Origin of the sequence: Stenotrophomonas sp. TWI273 (assembly GCF_039674765.1) — a bacterium.
GTDB lineage: Bacteria > Pseudomonadota > Gammaproteobacteria > Xanthomonadales > Xanthomonadaceae > Stenotrophomonas.
The window spans coordinates 1-22,539 of record NZ_JBDJOA010000025.1 but is presented as its reverse complement, the minus strand read 5'-3'; the positions used below and the strand labels follow the sequence as shown (position 1 = coordinate 22,539).

18 protein-coding genes are annotated in these 22,539 nt (G+C 67.5%); 7 read left to right on the top strand and 11 right to left on the bottom strand.

Annotated elements, in window-relative coordinates:
• Window positions 1-229: 229 nt before the first annotated feature.
• Window positions 230-1,378 (bottom strand): Fic family protein, encoded by a 1,149-nt coding sequence (locus ABE571_RS17620; protein ID WP_346481069.1) that lies wholly within the window; start codon window positions 1,376-1,378, stop codon window positions 230-232.
• Between the two features lie 276 nt (window positions 1,379-1,654).
• Here ABE571_RS17620 and coaBC point away from each other — a divergent pair, with 276 nt between their 5' ends.
• The 3 genes from coaBC to ABE571_RS17605 are packed head-to-tail and all read left to right on the top strand — an operon-like array spanning window position 1,655 to window position 5,745.
• A complete protein-coding gene (gene coaBC, locus ABE571_RS17615) occupies window positions 1,655-2,914 on the top strand; it encodes a bifunctional phosphopantothenoylcysteine decarboxylase/phosphopantothenate--cysteine ligase CoaBC (protein WP_346494298.1) in 1,260 nt (419 codons plus the stop codon).
• Complete coding sequence (gene dut, locus ABE571_RS17610) at window positions 2,911-3,384, top strand: dUTP diphosphatase (protein ID WP_046272982.1); 474 nt, start codon at window positions 2,911-2,913, stop codon at window positions 3,382-3,384. Before coaBC ends, dut begins: the two co-directional genes overlap by 4 nt.
• A gap of 12 nt (window positions 3,385-3,396) precedes the next feature.
• Complete coding sequence (locus ABE571_RS17605; protein WP_346494296.1) at window positions 3,397-5,745, top strand: phosphomannomutase/phosphoglucomutase; 2,349 nt, start codon at window positions 3,397-3,399, stop codon at window positions 5,743-5,745.
• A 30-nt stretch (window positions 5,746-5,775) separates the two neighbouring features.
• Here ABE571_RS17605 and ABE571_RS17600 read toward each other — a convergent pair whose 3' ends face one another.
• From ABE571_RS17600 to pyrE, 8 genes are all read right to left on the bottom strand, one after another.
• Window positions 5,776-6,495 (bottom strand): response regulator transcription factor, encoded by a 720-nt coding sequence (locus ABE571_RS17600; RefSeq protein WP_313208803.1) that lies wholly within the window; start codon window positions 6,493-6,495, stop codon window positions 5,776-5,778.
• Window positions 6,476-9,136, bottom strand: a complete 2,661-nt coding sequence (locus ABE571_RS17595) for a sensor histidine kinase KdpD (RefSeq protein ID WP_313208802.1) — start codon at window positions 9,134-9,136, stop codon at window positions 6,476-6,478. Before ABE571_RS17595 ends, ABE571_RS17600 begins: the two co-directional genes overlap by 20 nt.
• Window positions 9,137-9,173: 37 nt before the next feature.
• Entirely contained in the window at window positions 9,174-9,818 is a 645-nt protein-coding gene (gene kdpC, locus ABE571_RS17590) for a potassium-transporting ATPase subunit KdpC (protein ID WP_346494293.1), read from the bottom strand.
• On the bottom strand, window positions 9,815-11,866 hold the full coding sequence (gene kdpB, locus ABE571_RS17585; protein WP_313208800.1) for a potassium-transporting ATPase subunit KdpB: 2,052 nt from the start codon (window positions 11,864-11,866) through the stop codon (window positions 9,815-9,817). The genes kdpC and kdpB overlap by 4 nt, the downstream gene beginning before the upstream one ends.
• 11 nt (window positions 11,867-11,877) lie before the next feature.
• Entirely contained in the window at window positions 11,878-13,596 is a 1,719-nt protein-coding gene (kdpA, locus tag ABE571_RS17580) for a potassium-transporting ATPase subunit KdpA (protein WP_346481065.1), read from the bottom strand.
• A 12-nt stretch (window positions 13,597-13,608) separates the two neighbouring features.
• Window positions 13,609-13,701: a potassium-transporting ATPase subunit F gene (locus ABE571_RS17575; protein ID WP_019183961.1), complete on the bottom strand. Its 93-nt coding sequence runs from the start codon at window positions 13,699-13,701 to the stop codon at window positions 13,609-13,611.
• A gap of 499 nt (window positions 13,702-14,200) precedes the next feature.
• Window positions 14,201-14,863 carry a hypothetical protein gene (locus tag ABE571_RS17570; RefSeq protein ID WP_313208798.1) on the bottom strand — a complete coding sequence of 221 codons (663 nt, stop codon included), beginning with the start codon at window positions 14,861-14,863 and terminating at the stop codon, window positions 14,201-14,203.
• An 18-nt stretch (window positions 14,864-14,881) separates the two neighbouring features.
• Window positions 14,882-15,541, bottom strand: coding sequence for an orotate phosphoribosyltransferase (gene pyrE, locus ABE571_RS17565; RefSeq protein ID WP_046272987.1), 660 nt, complete (start codon window positions 15,539-15,541; stop codon window positions 14,882-14,884).
• A gap of 207 nt (window positions 15,542-15,748) precedes the next feature.
• On the opposite strand from pyrE, the gene ABE571_RS17560 reads away from it, so the two are divergent.
• From ABE571_RS17560 to ABE571_RS17550, 3 genes are all read left to right on the top strand, one after another.
• Entirely contained in the window at window positions 15,749-16,549 is an 801-nt protein-coding gene (locus ABE571_RS17560) for an exodeoxyribonuclease III (RefSeq protein ID WP_152152959.1), read from the top strand.
• The gene (locus tag ABE571_RS17555; RefSeq protein WP_313208796.1) at window positions 16,546-17,841 is read left to right on the top strand and encodes an MFS transporter; all 1,296 of its coding nucleotides are present in this window, start codon (window positions 16,546-16,548) and stop codon (window positions 17,839-17,841) included. The genes ABE571_RS17560 and ABE571_RS17555 overlap by 4 nt, the downstream gene beginning before the upstream one ends.
• Before the next feature lie 81 nt (window positions 17,842-17,922).
• Window positions 17,923-18,150, top strand: a complete 228-nt coding sequence (locus tag ABE571_RS17550) for a hypothetical protein (RefSeq protein WP_046272989.1) — start codon at window positions 17,923-17,925, stop codon at window positions 18,148-18,150.
• A gap of 66 nt (window positions 18,151-18,216) precedes the next feature.
• Here ABE571_RS17550 and ABE571_RS17545 read toward each other — a convergent pair whose 3' ends face one another.
• Together ABE571_RS17545 and ABE571_RS17540 are read right to left on the bottom strand one after the other, a co-directional pair.
• Window positions 18,217-19,344 (bottom strand): anhydro-N-acetylmuramic acid kinase, encoded by a 1,128-nt coding sequence (locus tag ABE571_RS17545; protein WP_313208795.1) that lies wholly within the window; start codon window positions 19,342-19,344, stop codon window positions 18,217-18,219.
• Between the two features lie 66 nt (window positions 19,345-19,410).
• A complete protein-coding gene (locus ABE571_RS17540) occupies window positions 19,411-20,874 on the bottom strand; it encodes a peptidoglycan DD-metalloendopeptidase family protein (protein WP_313208794.1) in 1,464 nt (487 codons plus the stop codon).
• A gap of 168 nt (window positions 20,875-21,042) precedes the next feature.
• On the opposite strand from ABE571_RS17540, the gene tyrS reads away from it, so the two are divergent.
• The gene (gene tyrS, locus ABE571_RS17535) at window positions 21,043-22,254 is read left to right on the top strand and encodes a tyrosine--tRNA ligase (RefSeq protein ID WP_313208793.1); all 1,212 of its coding nucleotides are present in this window, start codon (window positions 21,043-21,045) and stop codon (window positions 22,252-22,254) included.
• Window positions 22,255-22,539: the final 285 nt, after the last annotated feature.

Sequence of the window (22,539 nt, the reverse complement as noted above, 5' to 3'; positions counted from 1 at the left end):
GATGGTGTGACTGCCTGCATATCGGGGAGGTTCGCGCGTGGGATTCACGATGCCAGTCGAAAGGAGCAAAGTTCCACGGTCCGCAGGCATAAGGTTTTTACACTCTGATCTCCCATGTTTTGTTCGGAGCACCCGCACGCCGCGGGGAGTACATGGTAGGGCGCTCTCAGCGGGTCTTTACGTCAGCGGCAAGAATGTGGCACATCAAACTTGATCGATTGAACTCCAATCACTGCATCAACAGCCTTACATACCGCGCATACAAGAATCTCTGGTTCCGCGCCCGGCCCGTCGTCTCCTCCAACACCCCAGCTACCTGCAATCCATTGATGGCCTTCGCCGCAGTTGGAGCACTCACCTCCAGCACCTGCGCCGCACGATCAATGTTGATTCTCGGCATGGTGGGAAGCAGCTCGAACAACCGAAGCGTCGCCAACGTACTGGTACCCAGCGCAAGCACACGCTTCCGATCCTCGGCGATGCATGCGGCAAGGGCAACGATGCTGCTTTGCGCCTCATCAGCAGCGGCCTCCACGGCCTCCAGAAAGAAGCTCACCCAGCCTTCCCAGTCACCGTCATTTCGAATGGCGGAAAGCCGGTCGTAGTACATCCGCTGGTGTCGTTTCAGGTAACCAGACACATACAGCAACGGCTCGGGCATCAACTTCCACTCTTCCAACAGCATGGCGATGAGCAGGCGGCCGATACGTCCGTTGCCGTCCAGGAAGGGGTGGATGGTTTCGAATTGCGCATGCACCAACGCCACGCGCACCAAGGGCGGCAACGCGTGCTCTGGCTGGTGGATATAGCGCTCCAGCGCGCTGAGTGCGGGCCCCACTTCCTGCGCGGGCGGTGGAACGAAGCTCGCATTGCCTGGTCGGCTTCCACCAATCCAGTTCTGTGTAGTGCGCACGGCCCGTGGCTGCTTGGTGGCGCCACGCACGCCCGTCATCAGCACCCGGTGGGACTCGGTCAGCAGCCGCAGTGATACCGGCAGACCGGTAGGGCTACGCAGCTGCTCGCGCGCGTAGTTGAACGCCAGCAGGTAATTCGTAACTTCTTCCACATCCTGGGCATTGGTCACCGTCATACCGGCTTCCTCATCCAGCACGTCGGTCAGTGTGGCCTGGGTGCCTTCCAGCTGCGAGGTAAGCAAGGCCTCCTTGCGGATGGCGGCATAGATCAGCCAGTTGCTGGAGGCCACCAGCCCGGCCATACCGGACAAGCGCGTCAACGCTACTTCGGCGCGGGCGTTCTGCTCCACGTACGCGGTGGGGGAAAGCACCGGATCTCCGGGCGGGAGGGCGTGAGGCACGAACGCGTGAACGTTCTCGCCACCAACGGCGGTTGTGGCACAGGTCCCAGTGATGCGCGGCATGACAAGGTTCCTTTGGATACGGTTTCAGCTGCGAAAGAAACCTTTCCCAGCCGCGATCGTTATTAAAGCATCCTTTTTTAACGACTAAAACCACGGAGTCACCTTCCGTTGTCGGCACCCTTGCCCAGGCAGTTCCATCTCCTGGGCAGGCCAACAATCAAGGGTGGCACCCGTGCACCCTCATGACCAAAAACACCCCCCTCATGCCCCTGGGGCATGAGCCGCCCGCACCCCATCAGGTAAGCTAATCGCCTCGGTTCGACAGGAACACCCAAGGTGGCTGACTCCCCCCAGGCTTCTCCGGCGTCCGCGCGCCCGTTGGAAGGCCAGAAGCTGTTGTTGTGCGTTGGTGGCGGGATCGCTGCCTACAAGTCGCTGGAACTGGTGCGCCGCCTGCGCGATGCCGGGGCCCAGGTGCAGGTCGCGATGACTGTCGGGGCTCAGCAGTTCGTCACCCCGCTGAGCTTCCAGGCGCTGTCCGGCCAGCCGACCCGCACCACCCTGTGGGACAGCGCGGCCGAGCAGGCCATGGGCCATATCGAGCTGGCCCGCTGGGCCGACCGCATCGTGGTCGCCCCGGCCACCGCCGATCTGCTCGCGCGCCTGTCCAACGGCCACGCCGATGATCTGGTCACCACCCTGTGCCTGGCCACGACCGCGCCGCTGACCGTGTGCCCGGCGATGAACCACCGCATGTGGCTGCACCCGGCCACCCAGGCCAACATCGCCCTGCTGCGCGAGCGTGGTGCCCAGGTGATCGGGCCGGAAGACGGTCCGCTGGCCGAAGGCGAGTCCGGTCCCGGTCGGCTCACCGAACCGAACGCGATCGTGGCCGCGCTGGCCCGGCTGCACGCGCCGGCCCCCGCCGAGCCACCGGCGAGCAGTGAACTGAAGGGGCTGCGCGTGCTGATCAGCGCCGGCCCCACCTATGAAGATATCGACCCGGTGCGCTACGTCGGCAACCGCAGCAGCGGCAAGATGGGCTACGCGCTGGCCGCCGCCGCCGCCCGCCTGGGCGCGCAGGTGGTGCTGGTCAGTGGCCCGGTCCAGCTGGCCACGCCTGCCGGTGTGCAGCGCGTTGATGTGCGCTCGGCCGCGCAGATGCGCGAAGCGGTGCTCGGTGCGTTGCCGGCCGACATCTATATCGGTGCGGCCGCGGTGTCCGATTACACCCCGCGCCAGGTCGCTCCGCAGAAACTCAAGAAGACCGCCGATACCCAGAGCCTGACCCTGGAGCTGGTGCGCACCCCGGACATCCTGGCCGAGGTGGCCACGCAGACCAACGCGCTCAAGCTGGTGGTCGGCTTCGCCGCCGAAACCCACGATGTGGAGAAGTACGCGCGCGGCAAGCTGGTCGACAAGCGCCTGGATCTGGTGATCGCCAACCAGGTCGGGATCAGCACCGGCGGTTTCGAAAGCGATGAAAACGCGGCCACGGCCTACTGGCAGGGCGGCGAACAGGTGTTCCCCGGCACCTCCAAGGCCGTGCTGGCCGAACAACTGTTGTCCCTGATTGCCCAGAGGTTGCACGCATGACCATCGATTCCTCCCTCCAGCCGTTGCAGGTCAAGCTGCTCGATCCGCGTTTCGGCGACGAATGGCCGCTGCCGGCCTACGCCACCGAACACAGCGCCGGCCTCGATCTGCGTGCTGCGCTGGAGACCGAGCTCACGCTGCAGCCGGGCGACACCGCGCTGATTCCCAGTGGTATCGCCATCCATATCGCCGATCCAAACCTGGCCGCCGTGGTGCTGCCGCGCTCCGGGCTTGGCCATCGCCACGGCATCGTGCTGGGCAACGGCACCGGCCTGATCGATGCCGATTACCAGGGCCCGCTGCTGATCAGCGCCTGGAACCGCGGCCGCGAGCCGTTCACGCTGCAGCCCGGCGATCGCATCGCCCAGCTGGTGGTGCTGCCCATTGCACGCGTGGCGCTTCAGGTAGTGGATACTTTCACCGACAGCGCCAGGGGAACGGGTGGATTCGGCCATACCGGGGTGCGCTGACAGGGGAGCGTCATGAGCAAGGCGAAGGCGGAAGGACGGCCGCGGTTGACCACAGGGCGCTCGGTGCCGCTGTTGGCCGTGCTGCTGGTGCTGTTGGCGGTCTGGTTCGGGTGGAGCGGTGTGCGCCAATGGCGCCAGGCCGCCGTCGGCGCCGAGCTTGAACACTCCCGCGATCAGGTGGTCGCGGGGCTGCAGACGGCGCTGACCGGTCAGCTCGGCAAGCTGGGCAAGGTGCTCAAGACCGAGCGCGTTGCCAGCGCACTGGCCAGCGGCAACGCACAAGGTGCGGCCGTCGCCATCCGCGAAGGCTGGCCCGGCGTGGAAGACGTCCAGATCCTCACGGCCGATCTTGATGCGGCGTACGCCGATCCGAAGGCCTTCGGTTACTCGCGCCTGGCCCTGCTCGAGGCGGCCATCGCCGATGACACACCCGTCGGTCGCGTGGTGCGCGATGCCGGCGGCCAGCGCCTCGGCCTGGCCGCGGCGGTGGAGCTGGGCCCGCAGGGGGCGGCCGTGGTCTACGTGCGGCAGCCGCTGCTGCGGCTGACCGGCATATTCGACCAGGTCGCCGTGCCGGGCGCCGGCTATCTCGCCCTGCGCCAAGGCAATCACAACGTGATTGAACAGGGCAGCCGCGGGCTGTCCGGCGGCGCTGAAGCGCTGGCACGTCCGATCGGCACCAGTGGCCTGCGCCTGTCGGCCGCGGTGCCGGACATCGAACCGGGCCCGTTGGGCCTGGGGGCGATCTCCAGTGCGATCGTGGCCGTGTTGTTGCTGCTGATTGCCGTGCTGCTGGTGCTGGGCAAAGGCAAGGTGCCGTTGCCGCGTCGCCGTGGTGCCGCCGACAGCGGTGCCGACGCCGGTCCCACCTTGAGTGAAAGTCTCGCCCAGGTACCGCTCGCGGTGGCCGCCGTCGAGAGCGTTGATGAAACAGCAGCGGCCGCGCCGCCGCCGGCCGTGCCGGGCGAGACCGTCGGGGCCGGGATCTTCCGCGCCTACGACATCCGCGGCATCGTCGGCCGCGAGCTGACCCCCAAGGTCGCCGCCCTGATCGGCCAGGCGATCGGTTCGGTGCTGCAGGTCCAGGGCCTGCGCGACATCGTGGTGGGGCGCGATGGACGCCTGTCCGGCCCCGAGCTCACCGCCGGCCTGATCGAAGGCCTGCGCCGCGCCGGCTGCAACGTCACCGACATCGGCCTGGCGCCGACGCCGGTGGTGTACTTCGCCAGCTACCACCTGCGCGCCGGCAGCTGCGTGGCGGTGACCGGCAGCCACAACCCGCCGGACTACAACGGCTTCAAGATCGTGGTCGGCGGTGAAACGCTGTCCGGCGATGCGATCACCGAGCTGTACCACCGCATCCGCGATGGTCAGCTGCACGTGGCCCCCGAGCCGGGCAGTTTCCAGACCCGCGACGTCAATGCCGACTACATCCAGCGCATCGCCGATGACGTGCAGCTGGATCGCCCGCTCAAGGTGGTCGCCGACGCGGGCAATGGTGTGGCCGGCGAGCTTGCCCAGCCGCTGCTGGAAGCGATCGGTGCGGAGGTCATTCCGCTGTACTGCGATGTGGACGGCACCTTCCCGAACCACCATCCGGACCCGAGCGACCCGCGCAATCTGGAAGACCTGATCCAGACCGTGAAGCGCTTCGATGCGGATATCGGCCTGGCCTTTGATGGCGACGGCGACCGTCTCGGCGTGGTCACCCGCGAAGGCACGATCATCTACGCCGATCGCCTGCTGATGCTGTTCGCCGCCGATGTGCTGATGCGCAACCCGGGCGCGCTGGTGATCTACGACGTGAAGTGCAGCGGCAAGCTCTCCGATTACGTGCTGCGCAACGGTGGCAGCCCGCTGATGTGGAAGACCGGCCATTCGCTGATGAAGGCGAAGATGCGCGAAACCGACGCCGAGCTGGCGGGCGAGATGAGCGGGCACTTCTTCTTCAAGGAACGCTGGTTCGGCTTCGACGATGGCCTGTACGCCGCCGCGCGCCTGCTGGAGATCCTTGCCCAGCGCGAAGAGAGCCCCTCGGAGGTGTTGGACGAACTGCCCGACAGCGTCTCCACCCCGGAGCTGAAGGTGCCGGTGGACGCGGGTACCCCGCACGCGCTGGTGTCGTTGTTCGTGTCCTCGGTGCAGGTGGAGGAGTCGCCGTTCGCCGGCGCGCGCCTGTCCACCATCGACGGCCTGCGTGCCGACTTCCCCGATGGCTGGGGCCTGGTGCGCGCGTCCAACACGACGCCGGTGCTGGTGCTGCGTTTCGAGGCCGATGACGAGGCGGCGCTGGAGCGCATCAAGGCCCTGTTCCGCGCGCAGCTGCAACCGCTGCTGCCGGGTGTGGACCTGGGCTTCTGACTGGCATGGGTACCGACCAACGGTCGGTACCTAGCCCTTGAACCGCAGCCCCACGCCGGGCTCGGTGAACAGATAGCGCGAATCCAGCGCCGAATCGCCCAGCTTGTGGCGCAGCTTGCCAACCAGAATCCGCAGGTAATGCGTGTCGTGCTGGTGTGTCGGCCCCCAGATGTCCTGCAGGATCTGCGGCTGGGTCACGACCCGCCCGGCATTGCGCAGCAGCAGTGACAACAACGCGTACTCCTTGCGCGTCAGTGCCACCGGCGCACCCTCCAGATGTACTTCGCGCCGCACCAGGTCGATATGCAGGTGCCCATCATCGAACTGGGGCAGCACGCCCTCGCTGGAGACCGTGCGCGAGCGCAGCAGGGCACGCACGCGCGCCATCAGCTCCTGCGTGCCGAACGGCTTGGTCACGTAGTCGTTGGCGCCGGCATCCAGCGCCCGCACCTTCTCGGTCTCGCTGGCGCGCACGGTCAGCATGATCACCGGCACCTGGCTCCACTGACGCAGCTCGCCCAGCACGTCATGGCCTTCCATGTCGGGCAGGCCGATATCCAGGATCACCAGGTCCGCCCCTTCGCCGACCAGCGCTTCCAGCCCGGCCTGGCCGGTGGCGGCCTGGGACACGCGGTAGCCCTGCGCGCGCAGGCTGATCTCCAGGAAGCGCCGGATCTGCGCTTCATCGTCGATCACCAGCACACGCGCCGGGGGCACGCCGTGGGAAGCCTCAGGAATCATCGGTGTCATCGGCAGGGTGGGGCTGCAGCAAGGGCAGGGTGATGCGGATCAGGGTACCGCGTCCGTCGCGGCCCGGCAGCGCCTGCACGCTGCCGCCATGCGCCCCGATCATGCCCTGGCAGATGGTCAGGCCCAGGCCCGTGCCATGCCGGCCACGATCGCCGCGCTCCACGCTGTAGAACATGTCGAAGATGCGCGCCCGCTCGTCGTCGGGAATACCGGGGCCGGCATCGAGCACGTCGATGCGCAATTCGCCCTCGACCAGCCGCGCCTGCACCTCCACCGCCGCACCGGGTGGGGAGAACTTGGCCGCGTTCTCCATCACGTTGAACACCGCCTGCTCGACCAGCGCCGGATGTACCCAGATCGGCGCCAGTTCAGCGGGAATATCCAGCTTGAGCAGCACGTCGGGCTGATAGCGCTGCAGGCGGCGCGCGGCCGAACCGACCAGCTCATCCACGCCGATCCAGTCGCGGTTGATCTGCAGGCCGTCATGGCCGAGCCGGGTCATGTCCAGCAGGTTCTGGATGTAGCGGTCCAGGCGCTCGCCTTCGACCAGGATGGTATCCAGCAGGGCGCGCCGGTCACTGGCATCCATCGCATCGGCGTAGCTGGAGAGGCTGTCGGCCGAGCCGATCATCGCCGCCAGCGGCGAGCGCAGGTCATGCGACACCGAGGACAGCAACGCCGAGCGCAGCCGCTCGGTCTCGTTGCTCACGTGCGCCTTCTCCAGATCGGCCACCAGCTGGGTGCGCAGCGCAGCCTGCGCGATATCGTCCACCATCGCCTCGGCCAGCTGGCGCTGCTCGGGCGTGAGCCGCGGCGCCTCGCGCGGGAAGCGCATGCCGGCCACGCCGATCGCCCGGTCGTCGCCGTCCAGCAGCGGCAGGAACCACCAGCCGGCACCGGCCAGCGTATCGGTGAAGCGCCCGCTGGGCTGGCCGTGCCGGTGCGCCCAGTCGGCCGCGGCCAGATCCGTATCACCTGGCGCGGCGCTGCCACTGGCGCTGGTGTACTGCCCGATGCGCAGCCACGCCGGGGCATCCATCGCCTGCTCCAGCGCTTCCCGACCGGCCTGCGCGACCTGCTCGTTGCTGGGCGCACTGGCCAGCTGCCGGCCCAGTGCCTGGCGCGCATGCGCGTGCCGGTTGGCGGCGCGCAAGGCCACCACCTGCATGCGCAGGCGCGAGGCCAACCGCCCTGCCACCAAGGCGGCGGCCAGGAACAGGAAGACCGTGATCACGCCCTGCCGCGCGCTGATCGCGAAGGTGAAGCGCGGCGCGATGAAGAAGAAGTTGTAGGCGAGGAAACACAGCGCGGCGGCGATCACCGCCGCACTGGTGCGGCTGCGCGCAGCGACCATCACTACCGCCACGATGAAGACCATCGACAGGTCGTACAGCCCGATCCAGCGTTCGGCGACCAGCGCCACCAGGCAGGCGGCCGCAGTGGCCCCCACTGCCAGCAGCGCATCCTTGCCGGCGCTGCGGCTGGGTATCGACAGCCCGGACCGGCGTGCCCGCGCACGTGCCTGTGGTGTACCGATGATGGTGATCTCGAAATGCGCGCCGCGTCGGATCAGCTGCTGGGTCAGCGTGCGGTTGAGCATGCGTGCCAGCGGCCGCTCGCGTGTGCGGCCCAGCACCAGCGTGGAGACACCGTTGTGTGCGGCATGGTCCAGCAGCGCATCGGCGATGCTGGAGCCATGCAGCAGCTCCGCTTCACCCCCGAGGCGGCGGGCCAGGGCGAAGGCGGCATCGATCTCGCGCCGGGTCTGCTCGTCGTGCGCGCGCGCCTGCACCGTCACCACCGTCCACGGCGCATCGCGCCGCTCGGCGATGCGCCGGCCGACCCGCACCAGGTACTCACTCTGGCCGCCGCCATCGATCGCCACCAGCACCCGCCGGCGCAGCGGCAGGTTGCCTTCGCCGCGCGCGGCACGGGTTTCGCGCAGGCTGCTGTCCACGCGATCGGCGGCTTCCTGCATGGCCAGCTCGCGCAGCGCGGTCAGGTTGGCCGGCGAGAAGAACGCCTGCAACGCCTGCGCCGCCTGCTCCGGCACGTAGACCTTGCCCTGCTGCAGCCGCTCGATCAGTTCGCGCGGCGGCAGGTCCACCAGCACGATGTCGTGCAGACGGTCGAGCACCGCATCGGGCACGGTCTCGCTGACCCGCACCCCGGTGATCCGCATGACCACGTCGTTGAGGCTTTCCAGATGCTGGATGTTGACCGTCGTCCACACGTCGATGCCGGCATCCAGCAGCTCCATCACGTCCTGCCAGCGCCGCTCGTGGCGACTGCCGGGCACGTTGCGATGCGCCAGTTCGTCCACCAGCACCAGCGCCGGGCGACGTGCCAGCACCGCGTCCAGGTCCATCTCCTCCAGTGCGTGCTGTTGATACTCGCGCTGCAGCAACGGCACCTGCGGAAGGCCCGCCAGCAGCGCCGAGGTCTCGGCGCGGCCGTGGGTTTCCACCAGCCCGATCACCACATCCACGCCGCGGCGCAGCTGCTCATGCGCGCGGGTGAGCATGCTGAAGGTCTTGCCCACGCCCGGTGCCGCACCCAGGAACACGGTGAGTTTGCCGCCGGCTTCGCGCTGCAGGGTGTCGACCAGGGCGTCGGCCTGGCGGGTACGGGAGTCGCTCATGGGCGGGGATTGTGCGCCGGTTCGCGCGATCCCGGCATCACGGTCGCGCCTTGAGATCATCCAGCGCCAGGTTCAACGTCATCACGTTGACCCGCGGCTGGCCGAACACGCCCCATTGCGGGCCCCGGGTATTGGCCTGCACCAACGCGGCGACGCGCTCTACCGGCAGGCTACGGCTGCGTGCCACCCGGGCAATCTGCACCTGCGCGGCGGCCGGGGAGATCTCCGGGTCCATGCCGGCGCCGGACTGGGTCACCAGATCGCCGGGAACCTGGGCGGCAGGCACGCCTTCGCGTGCGGCCACCGCAGTGATCGCCGCCTGCACCCGTTGCTGCAGCGCCGGGTTGCTGCGCGCCATGTTGCTGCCGGCGGCGGCCATCGGATCGTAGTTGGCCGCCGACGGCCGCGCCTGGAAGTAGCCGTCGCCCACGAACGGTTGGGCGATCAACTGCGAACCGCGTACCTGTCCATCCCGGATCAGCAGGCTGCCATCGGCCTGCGCCGGAAACAGCAGCCGGCTTAGGCTGGTGGTGGCCATCGCGTAGGCCAGGCCGAGCAGCAGCAGGCTGCTTATGCCGAGCACGAGGGCCGGGCGCCAGGCGCTGTCCTGCTGCAGCTGGGTAGGGGCAGCAGCGCGGCTGCGCGCGGAACGGGGAACGGACGTAGCAAGCGAGCGGTTCATGCGCCGAATACCGAGACAAGGAAGAGGTCGATCACTTTGATGGCCGCAAACGGCAGCAGCACGCCGCCCAGGCCGTACACCAGCATGTTCCGGCGCAGCAGCGCCGTGGCGGTGGCCGGGCGGAAGCGCACTCCGCGCAACGCCAGCGGAATCAGCGCCGGGATCACCAGGGCGTTGAAGATCAGTGCCGCCAGCACTGCATTGCGCGGGCTGGACAGGTGCATCACGTTCAACGCCGCCATCGCCGGCAGGGTCGAGGCGAACAGCGCCGGCAGGATCGCGAAATACTTGGAGACATCGTTGGCCAGAGAGAAGGTGGTCAGCGCACCGCGCGTGATCAGCTGCTGCTTGCCCACTTCAACGACCGCCAGCAGCTTGGCCGGATCCGAATCCAGGTCGACCATGTTGCCGGCCTCCTTGGCCGCCTGCGTACCGGAGTTCATCGCCAGCCCGATGTCGGCCTGGGCCAGTGCCGGTGCATCGTTGGTGCCGTCGCCGACCATCGCCACCAGCCGCCCACCGGCCTGCTCGGCCCGGATGCGGGCCAGCTTGTCTTCGGGGCGGGCCTCGGCGATGTAATCGTCCACGCCGGCCTCGGCCGCGATCGCCGCAGCGGTGAGCGGGTTGTCGCCGGTGATCATCACCGTGCGGATGCCCATCGCGCGCAGCTGCGCGAACTTCTCGCGCATGCCGTGCTTGACCACGTCCGACAGCTCGATCACGCCCAGCACATGGCGGCCTTCGCACACCACCAGCGGTGTCGCACCGTTGCGTGCCACCTGTTCCACGCGTCCGGTCAGCTCCGACGGCACCGTGCCGCCCAGCGCACGCACATACGCGGTGATCGCATCGGAGGCGCCCTTGCGGATGCGGCGGCCGCCGTCCAGATCGACGCCGGACATGCGGGTCTGCGCACTGAAGGCCAGATAGTCCGCACGGTCCGGCTCGGCCGTCGTGCAGCCCTGCTCACGCGCCAGCCGCACCACCGACTTGCCTTCCGGGGTCGGGTCAGCCAGCGAGGAGAGCAGCGCCGCCTCGCGCAGCTGGCTGGCGTCGATACCGGCAAGGGCATGGAAATGCGTGGCCTGGCGGTCGCCGTAGGTGATGGTGCCGGTCTTGTCGAGCAGCAGCACGTCCACATCGCCAGCCACTTCCACCGCCTTGCCGGACTTGGCCAGCACGTTGGCGGCCAGCGCACGGTTCATGCCGGCGATGCCGATGGCCGGCAGCAGGCCGCCGATGGTGGTCGGGATCAAACACACCAGCAGCGCGATCAGCAGCAGCGGATCGACCTGTACGCCCACGAAGGCGCCGATCGCCGGCAGCGTCGCCACCACCACCAGGAAGGTCAGCGTCATCGCCGCCAGCAGCAGGGTCAGGGCAACCTCGTTCGGGGTCTTCTGGCGGTTCGCGCCTTCCACCAGCGCGATCATCCGGTCCAGGAAGCTGTGGCCCGGCTCGGCGGTGATGCGCACGATGATCTGGTCGGAAAGCACCTTGGTGCCGCCGATCACACCACTGCGGTCGGTACCGGCCTCGCGCAGCACGGGCGCCGATTCACCGGTCACCGCCGCTTCGTTGATCGTGGCCAGGCCCTGCACGATCTCGCCATCGGCCGGGATCAACTCGCCGGCACTGACAATCACGTGATCGCCCGGGCGCAGTTCGGCCGCCGGGACCTGGGTTTCACTGGCCCCGGCATGCGCGGCGGCCAGCCGGCGCGCGGTGAGGTCCTGGCGGGCACGCCGCAGCGAGGCCGCCTGGCCGCGGCCACGCGCTTCGGCGACAGCCTCGGCGAAGTTGCCGAACAGCACGGTCAGCAGCAGGATCGCGGTGACCGCCAGGCCGAAGCCCAGCGGCGCATTGCCGCTCAGCGTCACCAGTGCGCTGACCACCGTGCCGACCATCACCACGGCCATGACCGGGCTGTGCAGCAGGTGCCGCGGCGAGAGCTTGATCACGGCATCGCGCAGGGCACGGCGCCAGCCGGCACCATCCAGCAGGCGCTGGCGGCGGTGGGAAGAAACGTTCAACGGATACGTACTCATGGGAGGCGGTCTCAGTGCAGCGTCAGCGACAGGTGGTCGGCCACCGGGCCAAGGACCAGCGCCGGCATGAACTGCAATACGGTGAGGATGACGATCAGCGCGATCAGGGTCAGCGCGAAGGTCGGGGTTTCGATCTGCAGCGTGCCGGCCGATTCCGGCGCACGCCGCTTGGCCGCCAGCTGCGCGGCCACGATCAACGGGATCACCAGCACGGGGTAGCGACCCAGCAGCAGCACCAGGGTGCAGCTCAGGTTCCACCACACCGTGGCATCACCGAGGCCCTCAAAGCCCGAGCCGTTGTTGGCGAACGCCGAGGTGTACTCGTAGAACACCTGGCTGATGCCGTGGAAGCCGGGGTTGGAGGTGCCGGTGATCGACGGGATCGCCAGGGTCAGCGCGGTGAAGCCCAGGATGGTGATCGGCTGCAGCAGCACCAGCAGCGCAAGCAGGCGCACCTGCGGCGTTTCCAGCTTGCGGCCGAACAGTTCCGGGGTGCGGCCGGTCATCAGCCCGGCCAGGAACACGCCCAGCAGCAGGTACACGAGGAACTGCTGCAGGCCACAGCCGATGCCACCCCAGATCGCATTCACCAGCATGTTGACCATCGGCACGGCACCGGCCAGCGGACTGAGCGAGTCATGCATGCCGTTGACCGAACCGTTCGATACCTGGGTGGTGATCGCGGCCCACAGCCCCGTGCCATCGGCACCGAAGCGCACTTCCTTGCCCTCCATCAGCAGCGGGCTGGCCGCCGTGGCCGAGTGACCCTCCAGCCACACCGTGGCGGCAATCGACACGCTGGACATCGCCAGCATGCAGCCGAACACCAGCCCGGCCAGGCGCCTGCGTCCGGTGAACGCGCCGAGCATGAAGATCACCGCGATCGGGATCAGCAGGATGCCGATCAGTTCCAGCGCATTGGACAGCGGGGTCGGGTTCTCCAGCGGCATCGCGCTGTTGGGGCCGTACCAGCCACCGCCGTTGGTGCCCAGCTGTTTGGCCGCGACCATCGCCGCGACCGGGCCGAGCGGAATCTTCTGCGTGTCCACGCCGGCCGCGGCATCGATCGGCGTGGCCTGCGGACCACCAGCGAACGTGGCGGGCACGCCCTGGCTGGTCAGCAGCACCGCCCACAACAGGCATAGCGGCAGCATGAAGCGCACGCACGCACGCACCACATCGGCGTAGTAGTTGCCCACATCGACACGGCGGTCCGCACTGAGCAGCGCGGCCTGGTCAGCCGGCACGTCCTCAGGGCGCGCACTGAACAGTGCACGCAGGGTGGCCACCACCAGCGCCAGGCCCATCATCGGCGTCACCACCTGCAGCCCGGTGATCGCGGTCATCTGCGCGAAGTAGGACAGCTGCGCCTGGCCGGAATAGTGCTGCTGGTTGGTGTTGGTCAGGAACGACACCATCGTGTGCAGCGCGGTATCCCAGCGCATGTTGGGAATCTGGTCGGGATTGAACGGCAGCCAGGCCTGGGTCATGAAGACGGCCTGCACCAGCACCGCGATCACCACGTTGCTGAGCAGGAAGGCACCCACGTAGCCACGCCAGGACATGCCGCGCGCCGGGTTCACCCCGAGCAGCCGGTACAGCGGTTTTTCAATCCACCCGAACAGCGCGTCGCCGCGCATCGGGCCACCGCGCATCACCCGGGCCAGGTACAGCCCCAGCGGAAAGGCCAGCACGATGCTGGCCAGCAGGATCAACAGGATCTCGGTCATGGTCGGCTCCGGTCAGAAGGTTTCGGGCCGAAGCACGACGTACAACAGATAGGCGGCGGCAACGAGCACGAGCACGCCGCACAGCAGGGAAAGCCAGGCAGACATGGTTGTGGCCTCAAACGCGGGAAAGGGAGCGCGCGGTGCACGGGGCACCGGCGGGGGAGACAGGCAGATACAGGTGCATGGGACGTCCAGGTGGAACCACTCCACGTCAGGCGCTCATGGTCTGCCTGCCCGGCATAAACGCTCCACGCCCGAAACCGGCGCCCCGCGTAAAAAGTGCATAAAAAGGTGCTTCCCTCATGGATCGGAGCGCTACATTCCACGGCAATGCAGATGCGCACGGCCGTGTACGTCTGGCCTGGGAACTCCGCCGGAAGGTGGATCGGGTGGCGTCTCCGCTCAGGTTTGTCGCGAGCGTGAGGGCCCCGCAGCGGTGGGCAGGCCCCTCGGCAAATGTCCCCCGGCCGCCGCCCGACCAACCCACCACCCCCGCGTCCGCAACAGTTCACAGCAAGCTTCATGCCCGCGATGCGGAGCGTAGAAAAACCAAAAAGGCGACCAAAAAGGCCGCCTTCGTTTCAACGCAATCGCACATCCACCCTTACCCGCGCGGATCGCTCCCCACACCCTTCAGCAACCGATAACGCTGCAGCGTGCTCTCGATCTCCACATCCAGCGCCTGGCGCTGCTGCTCGAACGACGCCTGCATGCGCCGCTGCGCCACCAGCTCGGCATGCCGCTCACGGATGCGCTCGGCCTGCTTGTCCGGCACCGGCTGCCCATCCAGCTCGCGGTTGCCCGCGCTGGCCAGCAGCGTGACCAGCGCATCACGCACGCTGGCCACGTTGTAACTGGCGGTGTGGATGTTGTTGTCCAGGATCCCGCTGCGCTCGGCGAACACCCGGCGCAGATCGTCCTCGTTCTCGTACGTGGCCAGCATGGCCTGCTCGGTGCGCTGGCGGGTCTGCTCGGCCGCCAGGTCCAGGCGCTGCTGCGCGGCCTGCGCAGCAGCGTCGGCGCGTTCCTCGTCGGTCAACGCGCGCTGCACTTGCCCACTGCGCATGCCGCTGCGCAGGTTGAACTCCTCGCGCGCGCTGTTCACCGCCTCCTGGGGCAGGGCATCACTGCAGATCCGCTCGCTGCCCTTGTTCCAGCAGTACAGCTTCTTCGGCGTCGCATCGGCCGTGCGCTTCTGCGCCTGGGCAGGCAACAGCGGCACGGCCAGCAACAGGCCGACAACGGTGAACGTGGCAAACCTGGACATGGTGAAAGCCCCCTGCTCTCAACGCGTAGGACGGCTGCCGTAGCGGGAACGATAGTCCTCCAGCGGCTGCCGGTAGCCGACAAGTTCCGGATTTCCGGAGGCAAAATCAAGCAGGTCGGCCAGCGTGGCCACGGCGACCACCGGAATGCCGGCTTCTTCGGCCACGGCCTGCGCGGCCGAACGGCGGTCGGTTTCCGAGGCGATCTCCTGGCGGTCCAGTGCGACCACGATGCCGGCCGGGGTGCCACCGGCGCCCTTGATGATCGCCAGCGCTTCGCGGATCGCGGTACCGGCGGTGATCACGTCATCCACGATCAGCACGCGCTTGCCATTCATGTCGGCGCCGATCAGGTTGCCGCCTTCGCCGTGGTCCTTGGCTTCCTTGCGGTTGAACGACAGCGGCAGGTCGCGGCCGCGCTGGGCGAATTCACAGGCGGTCGCGGTGGCCAGCGGAATGCCCTTGTAGGCCGGGCCGAACACGACGTCGAACTTCAGCCCGGTCGCTTCCACGGCATCGGCGTAGCAGGCCGCCAGCTGGGACATGCGCGCGCCGGAATCGAACCGGCCGGCATTGAAGAAATAGGGGCTCAGACGGCCGGACTTCAGGGTGAACTGGCCGAAACGCAGGGCATCGGCGGTCAGGGCCAGTTGCAGGAAACGGTGGCGATGGTCGCTCATCAAGACTCAATTCAATTCATTTGGAGCGCAAATCCTAATGCATGCCCGCACTTTTCCGCTCGCCGGCCCCGGCGGCCCGGTGTCGCATGGGGCGGTGCGACAACCTGCAAAGGCCCCGGCGCGCGGTAATCGCGTCCGTTTCCAGCCAGCCCCTGCAAGGGCCGAAACGGTATGCTCTTGCGGGTATCGTTCCAGACCCGGGTCAGCATGCGCATCATCAGTTTCAACGCCAATGGCATCCGTTCCGCCGCCACCAAGGGCTTTCTCGAGTGGTTCCGCGCCCAGGACGCCGACGTCCTGTGCATCCAGGAAACCAAGGCCCAGGAAGACCAGCTGACCGACCCGATGTTCCGCCCGGACGGCCACCACTGCTTCTACCGCGACGCCATCACCAAGAAGGGCTACAGCGGGGTCGCCATCTACAGCAAGCGCGAGCCGGACCAGGTGATCACCTCGCTGGGCTGGGCCCCGTTCGACGATGAAGGCCGTTACATCGAGGCGCGCTACGGCAACCTCAGCGTGGTCTCCTTCTATATCCCCTCGGGCAGCTCGGGCGATCTGCGCCAGGGCTTCAAGTACGAGGTGATGGAGTGGCTGCGCCCGATCCTGGCCGGCTGGCTGGCCAGTGGCCGCGACTACGTGCTGTGCGGCGACTGGAACATTGTGCGGTCCGCGCTGGACATCAAGAACTGGAAATCCAACCAGAAGAACTCCGGCTGCCTGCCGCCCGAGCGCGACTGGCTCAACGGCCAGTGCGTGGATGCCGACCAGGCGCTGGATATCGCCGCCGGCCAGGGCTGGACGGATGCCTACCGCCTGCTGCACCCGCAGGGCGAGGACTACACCTGGTGGAGCAACCGCGGCCAGGCGCGCGCCAATAACGTCGGTTGGCGCATCGATTACCAGTTCGTCAGCCCGGGCCTGCGCGAGCGCCTGCGCAGCTGCTCGGTCTATCGCGATGAGCGCTTCTCCGACCATGCCCCGTTCACGGTGGACTACGCCCCATGAGTGAAGCGGTCGAGCCGATGTCCTACAAGGGCTGGGCGGGGATCAAGCGTGCCTTCGGTACGCCCTCGGCGCTGACGATGGCGTTCCTGGGCTTCGGCAGCGGCTTGCCGTTCCTGCTGATCGCCTCGCAGACCCTGTCCACCCGGCTGCGTGATGTCGGCCTGGACCTGGGCAGCATCGGTTTGATCAGCCTGGCCAGCTTCTTCTATCTGATGAAGTTCGTCTGGGCGCCGCTGATCGACCGCTACGCGTTTCCGCTGATTGGCTTCCTCGGCCGCCGCCGTTCCTGGCTGCTCGCCTCGCAGATCGCGGTCACCGGTGGGTTGTTCGCGCTGGCGTTCGTGCGCCCCGAACTCGGCGTCACCCCACTGGTCCTGTGGGTGCTGGTGGCCTCGTTCGCCGGCGCCACCCAGGATTCGGTGGTCGATGCCTACCGCATCGAGATCGCACCGGAGAGCGCGCAGGCGGCACTCGCCGCGACCTACACGCTGGGCTATCGCATCGGCCTGATCCTGGCCGGCGCGGGCGCGTTGTACCTGGCCCAGTTCGAGAGCTGGATCGTGGCGTACCTGGCCATGGCCGCGTTGATGATCCTGCCGATCATCACCACGCTGCTGTGCCGCGAGCCGGAACAGCCGGAAGTGCGCATCCAGCGCCGGATCGATTTCTTCGGGGCCTTCTGGCAGCCGATCGCCAGCTTCTTCAGCACCAATGGCGTGGTGCTGGCGTTGGTGCTGCTGGCCTTCGTCGGGCTCTACAAGTTCCCGGATCAGGTGATCGGGGTGATGGCCGGTCCGTTCTATCTGGATTCGGGCTTCACCAAAGCCGATATCGCCACCGTCTCCAAGCTGTTCGGGGTGTGGATGGGCATCGGCGGTGCCTTCCTCGGCGGCATCGCGGTGGCCGCGTTCGGCTTCCGCCGCATGCTGCTGGTCGCCGCGCTGGGCGTGGCGCTGTCCAACCTGGCGTTCCTGTTGATGGCGCACAACCCGGGCCAGCTGTGGGCGTTCTATGCGGCGCTGAGCGCGGACAACCTGTTCCAGGGCTTTGCCGGCACCGTGCTGGTCGCCTTCATGTCCTCGCTGACCGATCGCAACTTCACTGCCACCCAGTACGCGCTGCTGGTCTCGCTGGCCAACCTGCCGGGCAAGTTCGTCGGCGGCGTCTCTGGTTACATCGTGGAGGCGAGCTCCTACAGCACCTTCTTCATCCTCAGCGCCACCACCGTCATCCCGACCCTGCTGCTGCTGGTCTGGCTGTGGCCACGGATCCGGGACCGCAGCACGGCCTGAGGGGTTTGCGTGCCGGCAGCGCCTGATGGATCATGCCGGCACAGTGGCCGCGGGGATGGCGGCGCGCCAACGGGGAGAACGATGGCTGATCTACTGCTGCGGGAGGTGGACCCGCTGTTGCTGGAACGTATCCGCCGCATTGCGGTTGCGCGCGGATGGACCCGCGAGGACACCTGCGTGGCGCTGCTGGAACAAGGCCTGTTCGCCAGCGAACTGGAGGTCCGCAGCGGCTTCCACGATCCCGAGGTCGACGCGCTGGCCGATGCCATCGCCGCCCTGCAGGCGTTGCCAGACGCGCAGGGGCTGTAACGGCGGCACGCCGCGAATGGCGCATCGGCGATCACCGCCGCACGCAGCGCCCCCCGCCGTGGCCCCTCAGCCCAGGTGGATCGCCCCGAGAATCCGCGGCCCCCGCGCGCCACTGACGCTCGGCAGGTTGCCCGGCAGCCCGGCCAGCGTGCGCTGTGCCAACCAGGCGAACCCCATCGCCTCCAGGTAATCCGGATCCAGCCCGTGCACCGCGCTGGACTCGATCACCACGCCCGGCAGACGCGCGCCGAGGCGCCGCAGCAGCTGCGGGTTGCGCACGCCACCGCCGCAGACCAGCACCCGCTTCGCACCCGGCAGGTGCGCCAGCAGCGCATCGGCCACGGTGGCGGCGGTCAGTTCCAGCAGGGTGGCCTGCACATCCGCGCCCGACACCTGCCCCTCGCCGAGCTGCGCCTGCGCCCAGTCCAGGTGGAACTGCTCGCGCCCGGTGCTCTTCGGCGGCGGCAGCGCGAACCACGGATCGGCCAGCCAGCGCGCCAGCAGCGCGGCATCCACCTGGCCACTGGCCGCGAACGCGCCGTCGGCATCGAACGGTTCGCCGCGATGGCGCTGGCACCACGCATCCATCAGCGCATTGGCCGGGCCGGTATCGAAACCGCGCGGTGTGCCCTCGCGCGGAATCAGGGTGAGGTTGCCAATGCCGCCCAGGTTGAGCACGGCACGGTCTTCCTCGCTGTCCCCCAGCATCGCCAGGTGGAAAGCCGGCATCAGCGGCGCCCCATGGCCGCCAGCGGCGACATCGCGGCGGCGGAAATCGGCCACGGTGGTGATGCCGGTCAATTCGGCGATGCGGTTGGCATCGCCGATCTGCATCGTGAAGGCGGGGTCGGCCAGCGGCCGATGGCGCACGGTCTGCCCATGCGAGCCGATCGCCTGCACCTGGGTGCGGTCGATGCGCGCGCTGTCCAGCAGGCGGTTGGCGGCCGCGGCGAACGTGATCCCGACCTGGGCATCAAGGCGGCCCAGTGCATCAAGCGAGGTGATGGTGCCGCCTTCTCCCAGTGCGATCAGCTCGGCGCGGATGGCCGGGTCCCAGTCGTGGGTCAGGCCATGGACGAAGCGGCAACCGCCCTCGGCGGGGAACTGCACCAGCGCGGCATCGATGCCGTCGGCGCTGGTGCCGGACATCAGGCCCAGGTAGAGCGGGGTGGTGGGGTCAACAGCAGCGGTCATGGTCAGGCGGTCCAACGGGTTGCGTGCAGCTTCTGCGCAACCCGTTGCCGCCGTCAATCGCAGCGATCAGCCGCGAGTGGATTTGACCGGCTTGCCGGCCTTCGCCGTGGCCGTATCGGTGGCCTTGGCATCCGGTGCCGGGCTGGCATCGGCGTAGATCAGCTTTTCCATGCCCTGGATACGCGCCAGGGCCGGGGCGGTCTGCGCCCGGAAGGCAGCCAGCTCGGCGCCCTGCAGCGGCTCCGGCGGCGGCATCGTCACCGACAGTGGATTGCGGTGCACGCCGTTGACGCGGAATTCGTAGTGCAGGTGCGGGCCGGTCGCCAGGCCGGTCGAGCCGACATAGCCGATCACCGTGCCCTGCGCCACGCGCTGGCCGGTCTTGATCTTGCCGAAGCGCGACATGTGCCCGTACAGCGTGGTGTGGCCGCGGCCATGATCCAGGATCACCACGTTGCCGTAACCGCGCTGGGTCCCGGCGAACTGCACGCGGGCATCGCCAGCGGCCATGATCGGGGTGCCGGTGCGCGCGGCGTAATCCACGCCCTTGTGCATGCGCATCTTGCCCAGCACCGGGTGCTTGCGCGCGCCGAAGCTCGAGCTCAAGCGCGCGAACTGGATCGGCATGCGGATGAAGCTCTTCTTCAGCGGCCGGCCGCTGGCATCGAAGTACTCGGATTTGCCGTTGCGGTCGAAGCGGAAGCCGCTGTAGGTCTTGCCGCCCGAGCTGAAGGTCGCCGCGAGGATCTTGCTGGTGTCCACCTTCTCGCCTTCGCGCCAGGTTTCATCCAGCACCACGCTGAAGCGGTCGCCCGGCTGCAGGTCCTTGGAGAAGTCGATGTCGTACTTGAAGATCTCGTCGGTCATCGTCGCAATCGCCGAGGGCGACAACCCCGCCTTGCGCGCGGCGGCATACAGCGAGCTGGTGATCTCGCCACTGGCGACCACGCGCCGGGTCGAGCTCTCGCGCTTGCTCACCGTTTCGGTGATCTTGTCGCCGGCCAGGGACAGCTCCACACGGTTGTCGGCATCGCGGTCGAAGCGGATCGTGCGCAGCTCACCGGACAGCGGCAGGTCGAAGGCGATCTCCGCCCCCGGGCGCAGCTTGGTCAGCGATTCGCGCACACCGGGGTGCTCCAGCACCTGGTGCATCACCGTGGCCGGGATACCAGCCTGGTCGAAGAGGTTGCTCAGGGTCTGGCCGCGCTGGACGCGCAGTACCTGCCAGCTGTCGCCGGGGGTCTGCTGCTGGCGTTCCAGCGACAGCGGCGGCAACGGCAGCGCCAGGGTCGAATGGCTGACCGAGTAGGGCGAGTCGATGGTGTGCGAGAAGCCGGGGACGATCGTGGCCACCAGGGCGCCGATGGTGGCGAACAGGCTGGCGTGCATCCAGTGGCGGCGGGTCCAGCGCTGGTTGAAGGCCGCGGGAAGATGCTGTTTGAGCTTCCGATGGAGGGCGGTGTCGTGGAGGACGTGGAGACGTTCCTTGAAGCGCTGCTTGCGCGCGCGGCCTTGATCGGAATTGAGCATCGTCGGTCTGTTCCTGGCTGGCCCGGGAGCGCGGGCCCAAACGTCGGTAACATAGACAGGTATAAATACCGCGTCAAACCCTTGTGCCTATTGGCTTTTGTGAAGCACCTGCGGTTAACTTGTACTTAACGTCATTCATATAAATAAGGCATTGCCGGGAGTTGTCACGTGTCCTCGATTGAAGAAGCCATTGCCCTGATCGGGCGAGGCGCCGATGAGATCCTCAAATCCGACGAACTGCGCCAGCGTCTGGAAAGCGGCCGTCCGCTGCGGGTCAAGGCCGGCTTCGACCCCACTGCACCGGACCTGCACCTGGGCCACACCGTGCTGTTGAACAAGCTGCGCCAGTTCCAGGACCTCGGCCACCAGGTGATCTTCCTGATCGGCGACTTCACCGGGATGATCGGCGACCCGTCGGGCAAAAACGTCACCCGCAAGCCGCTCACCAAGGAAGACGTGCTGGCCAACGCGCGTACCTATGAAGACCAGGTCTTCAAGGTGCTGGACCGCGAAAAGACCGAAGTGCGCTTCAATTCGGAGTGGTTCGGCAAGATGGGCGCGGCCGACATGATCCGCCTGGCCGGCCAGCACACCGTGGCGCGCATGCTTGAGCGCGACGACTTCGCCAAGCGCTATGCCGCCCAGCAGTCCATCGCCCTGCACGAGTTCCTGTACCCGCTGGTGCAGGGCTACGACTCGGTGGCGCTGGAAGCGGACGTCGAACTGGGCGGTACCGACCAGAAGTTCAACCTGCTGATGGGCCGTGGCCTGCAGGAGCACTACGGGCAGAAGCCGCAGATCGTGCTGACCATGCCGCTGCTGGAAGGCCTGGACGGCGTGGCCAAGATGTCCAAGTCGCTCAACAACTATATTGGTATCAGCGAGCCGGCCATCGACATCGTCACCAAGACCATGAAGATCGGCGACGACCTGATGTGGCGCTGGATCGAGCTGCTCTCCTTTGATATCAGCCAGGCCGAGGCCAAGGCCCTGCGCGAACAGGTCGAGGCGGGTGGGTTGAACCCGCGCGAGGTAAAGCTGCGCCTGGCCCGTGAGCTGACCACCCGCTTCCACGATGCAGCGGCCGCCGAACAGGCCATCGCCGGCTGGAATGCCGCGGTGACCGGGCAGGGCGATGTGACCCTGCTACCGCTGCAGGAAGTGACCATTCCGGCCGAAGGCCTGCGGATTGGTGCCCTGCTGACGGCTGCCGGCCTCACCCCGAGCAACTCCGAGGCCTCCCGCAAGCTCAAAGAGCGTGCGGTGAAGGTGGATGGCGAGGTGGTGGAGGATGCCCAGCAGGTGTTCGTGCCCGGTTTCGAAGGCCTGCTGCAGGTCGGCAAGCGCACCTTCGCACGCGTGTTGCTGGTCACGGCCTAAGTGGCACAAGGGGTTCGGGCGATCCGGACCCCTTCCAGCATGAATGTGGGAGAGATGACGTGAAAAAATGTCGTCCACCCCCTTCACAAACGCCCCGGATAGGGACATACTTTCCCTCCCCCGACGCAGGGGCCACCGCAAGGAGGCAACCGCGAAGGAACAGGACTTCAACTTCTTCGAAAGAAGGTGTTGACGGAAACGAAAAGCCTGACATAATAGGCGGCTCGCAACGACGAAAGCCTCTAAGGCGAACGACGAAGCGGCATCGGCAACAACGGTTCACTT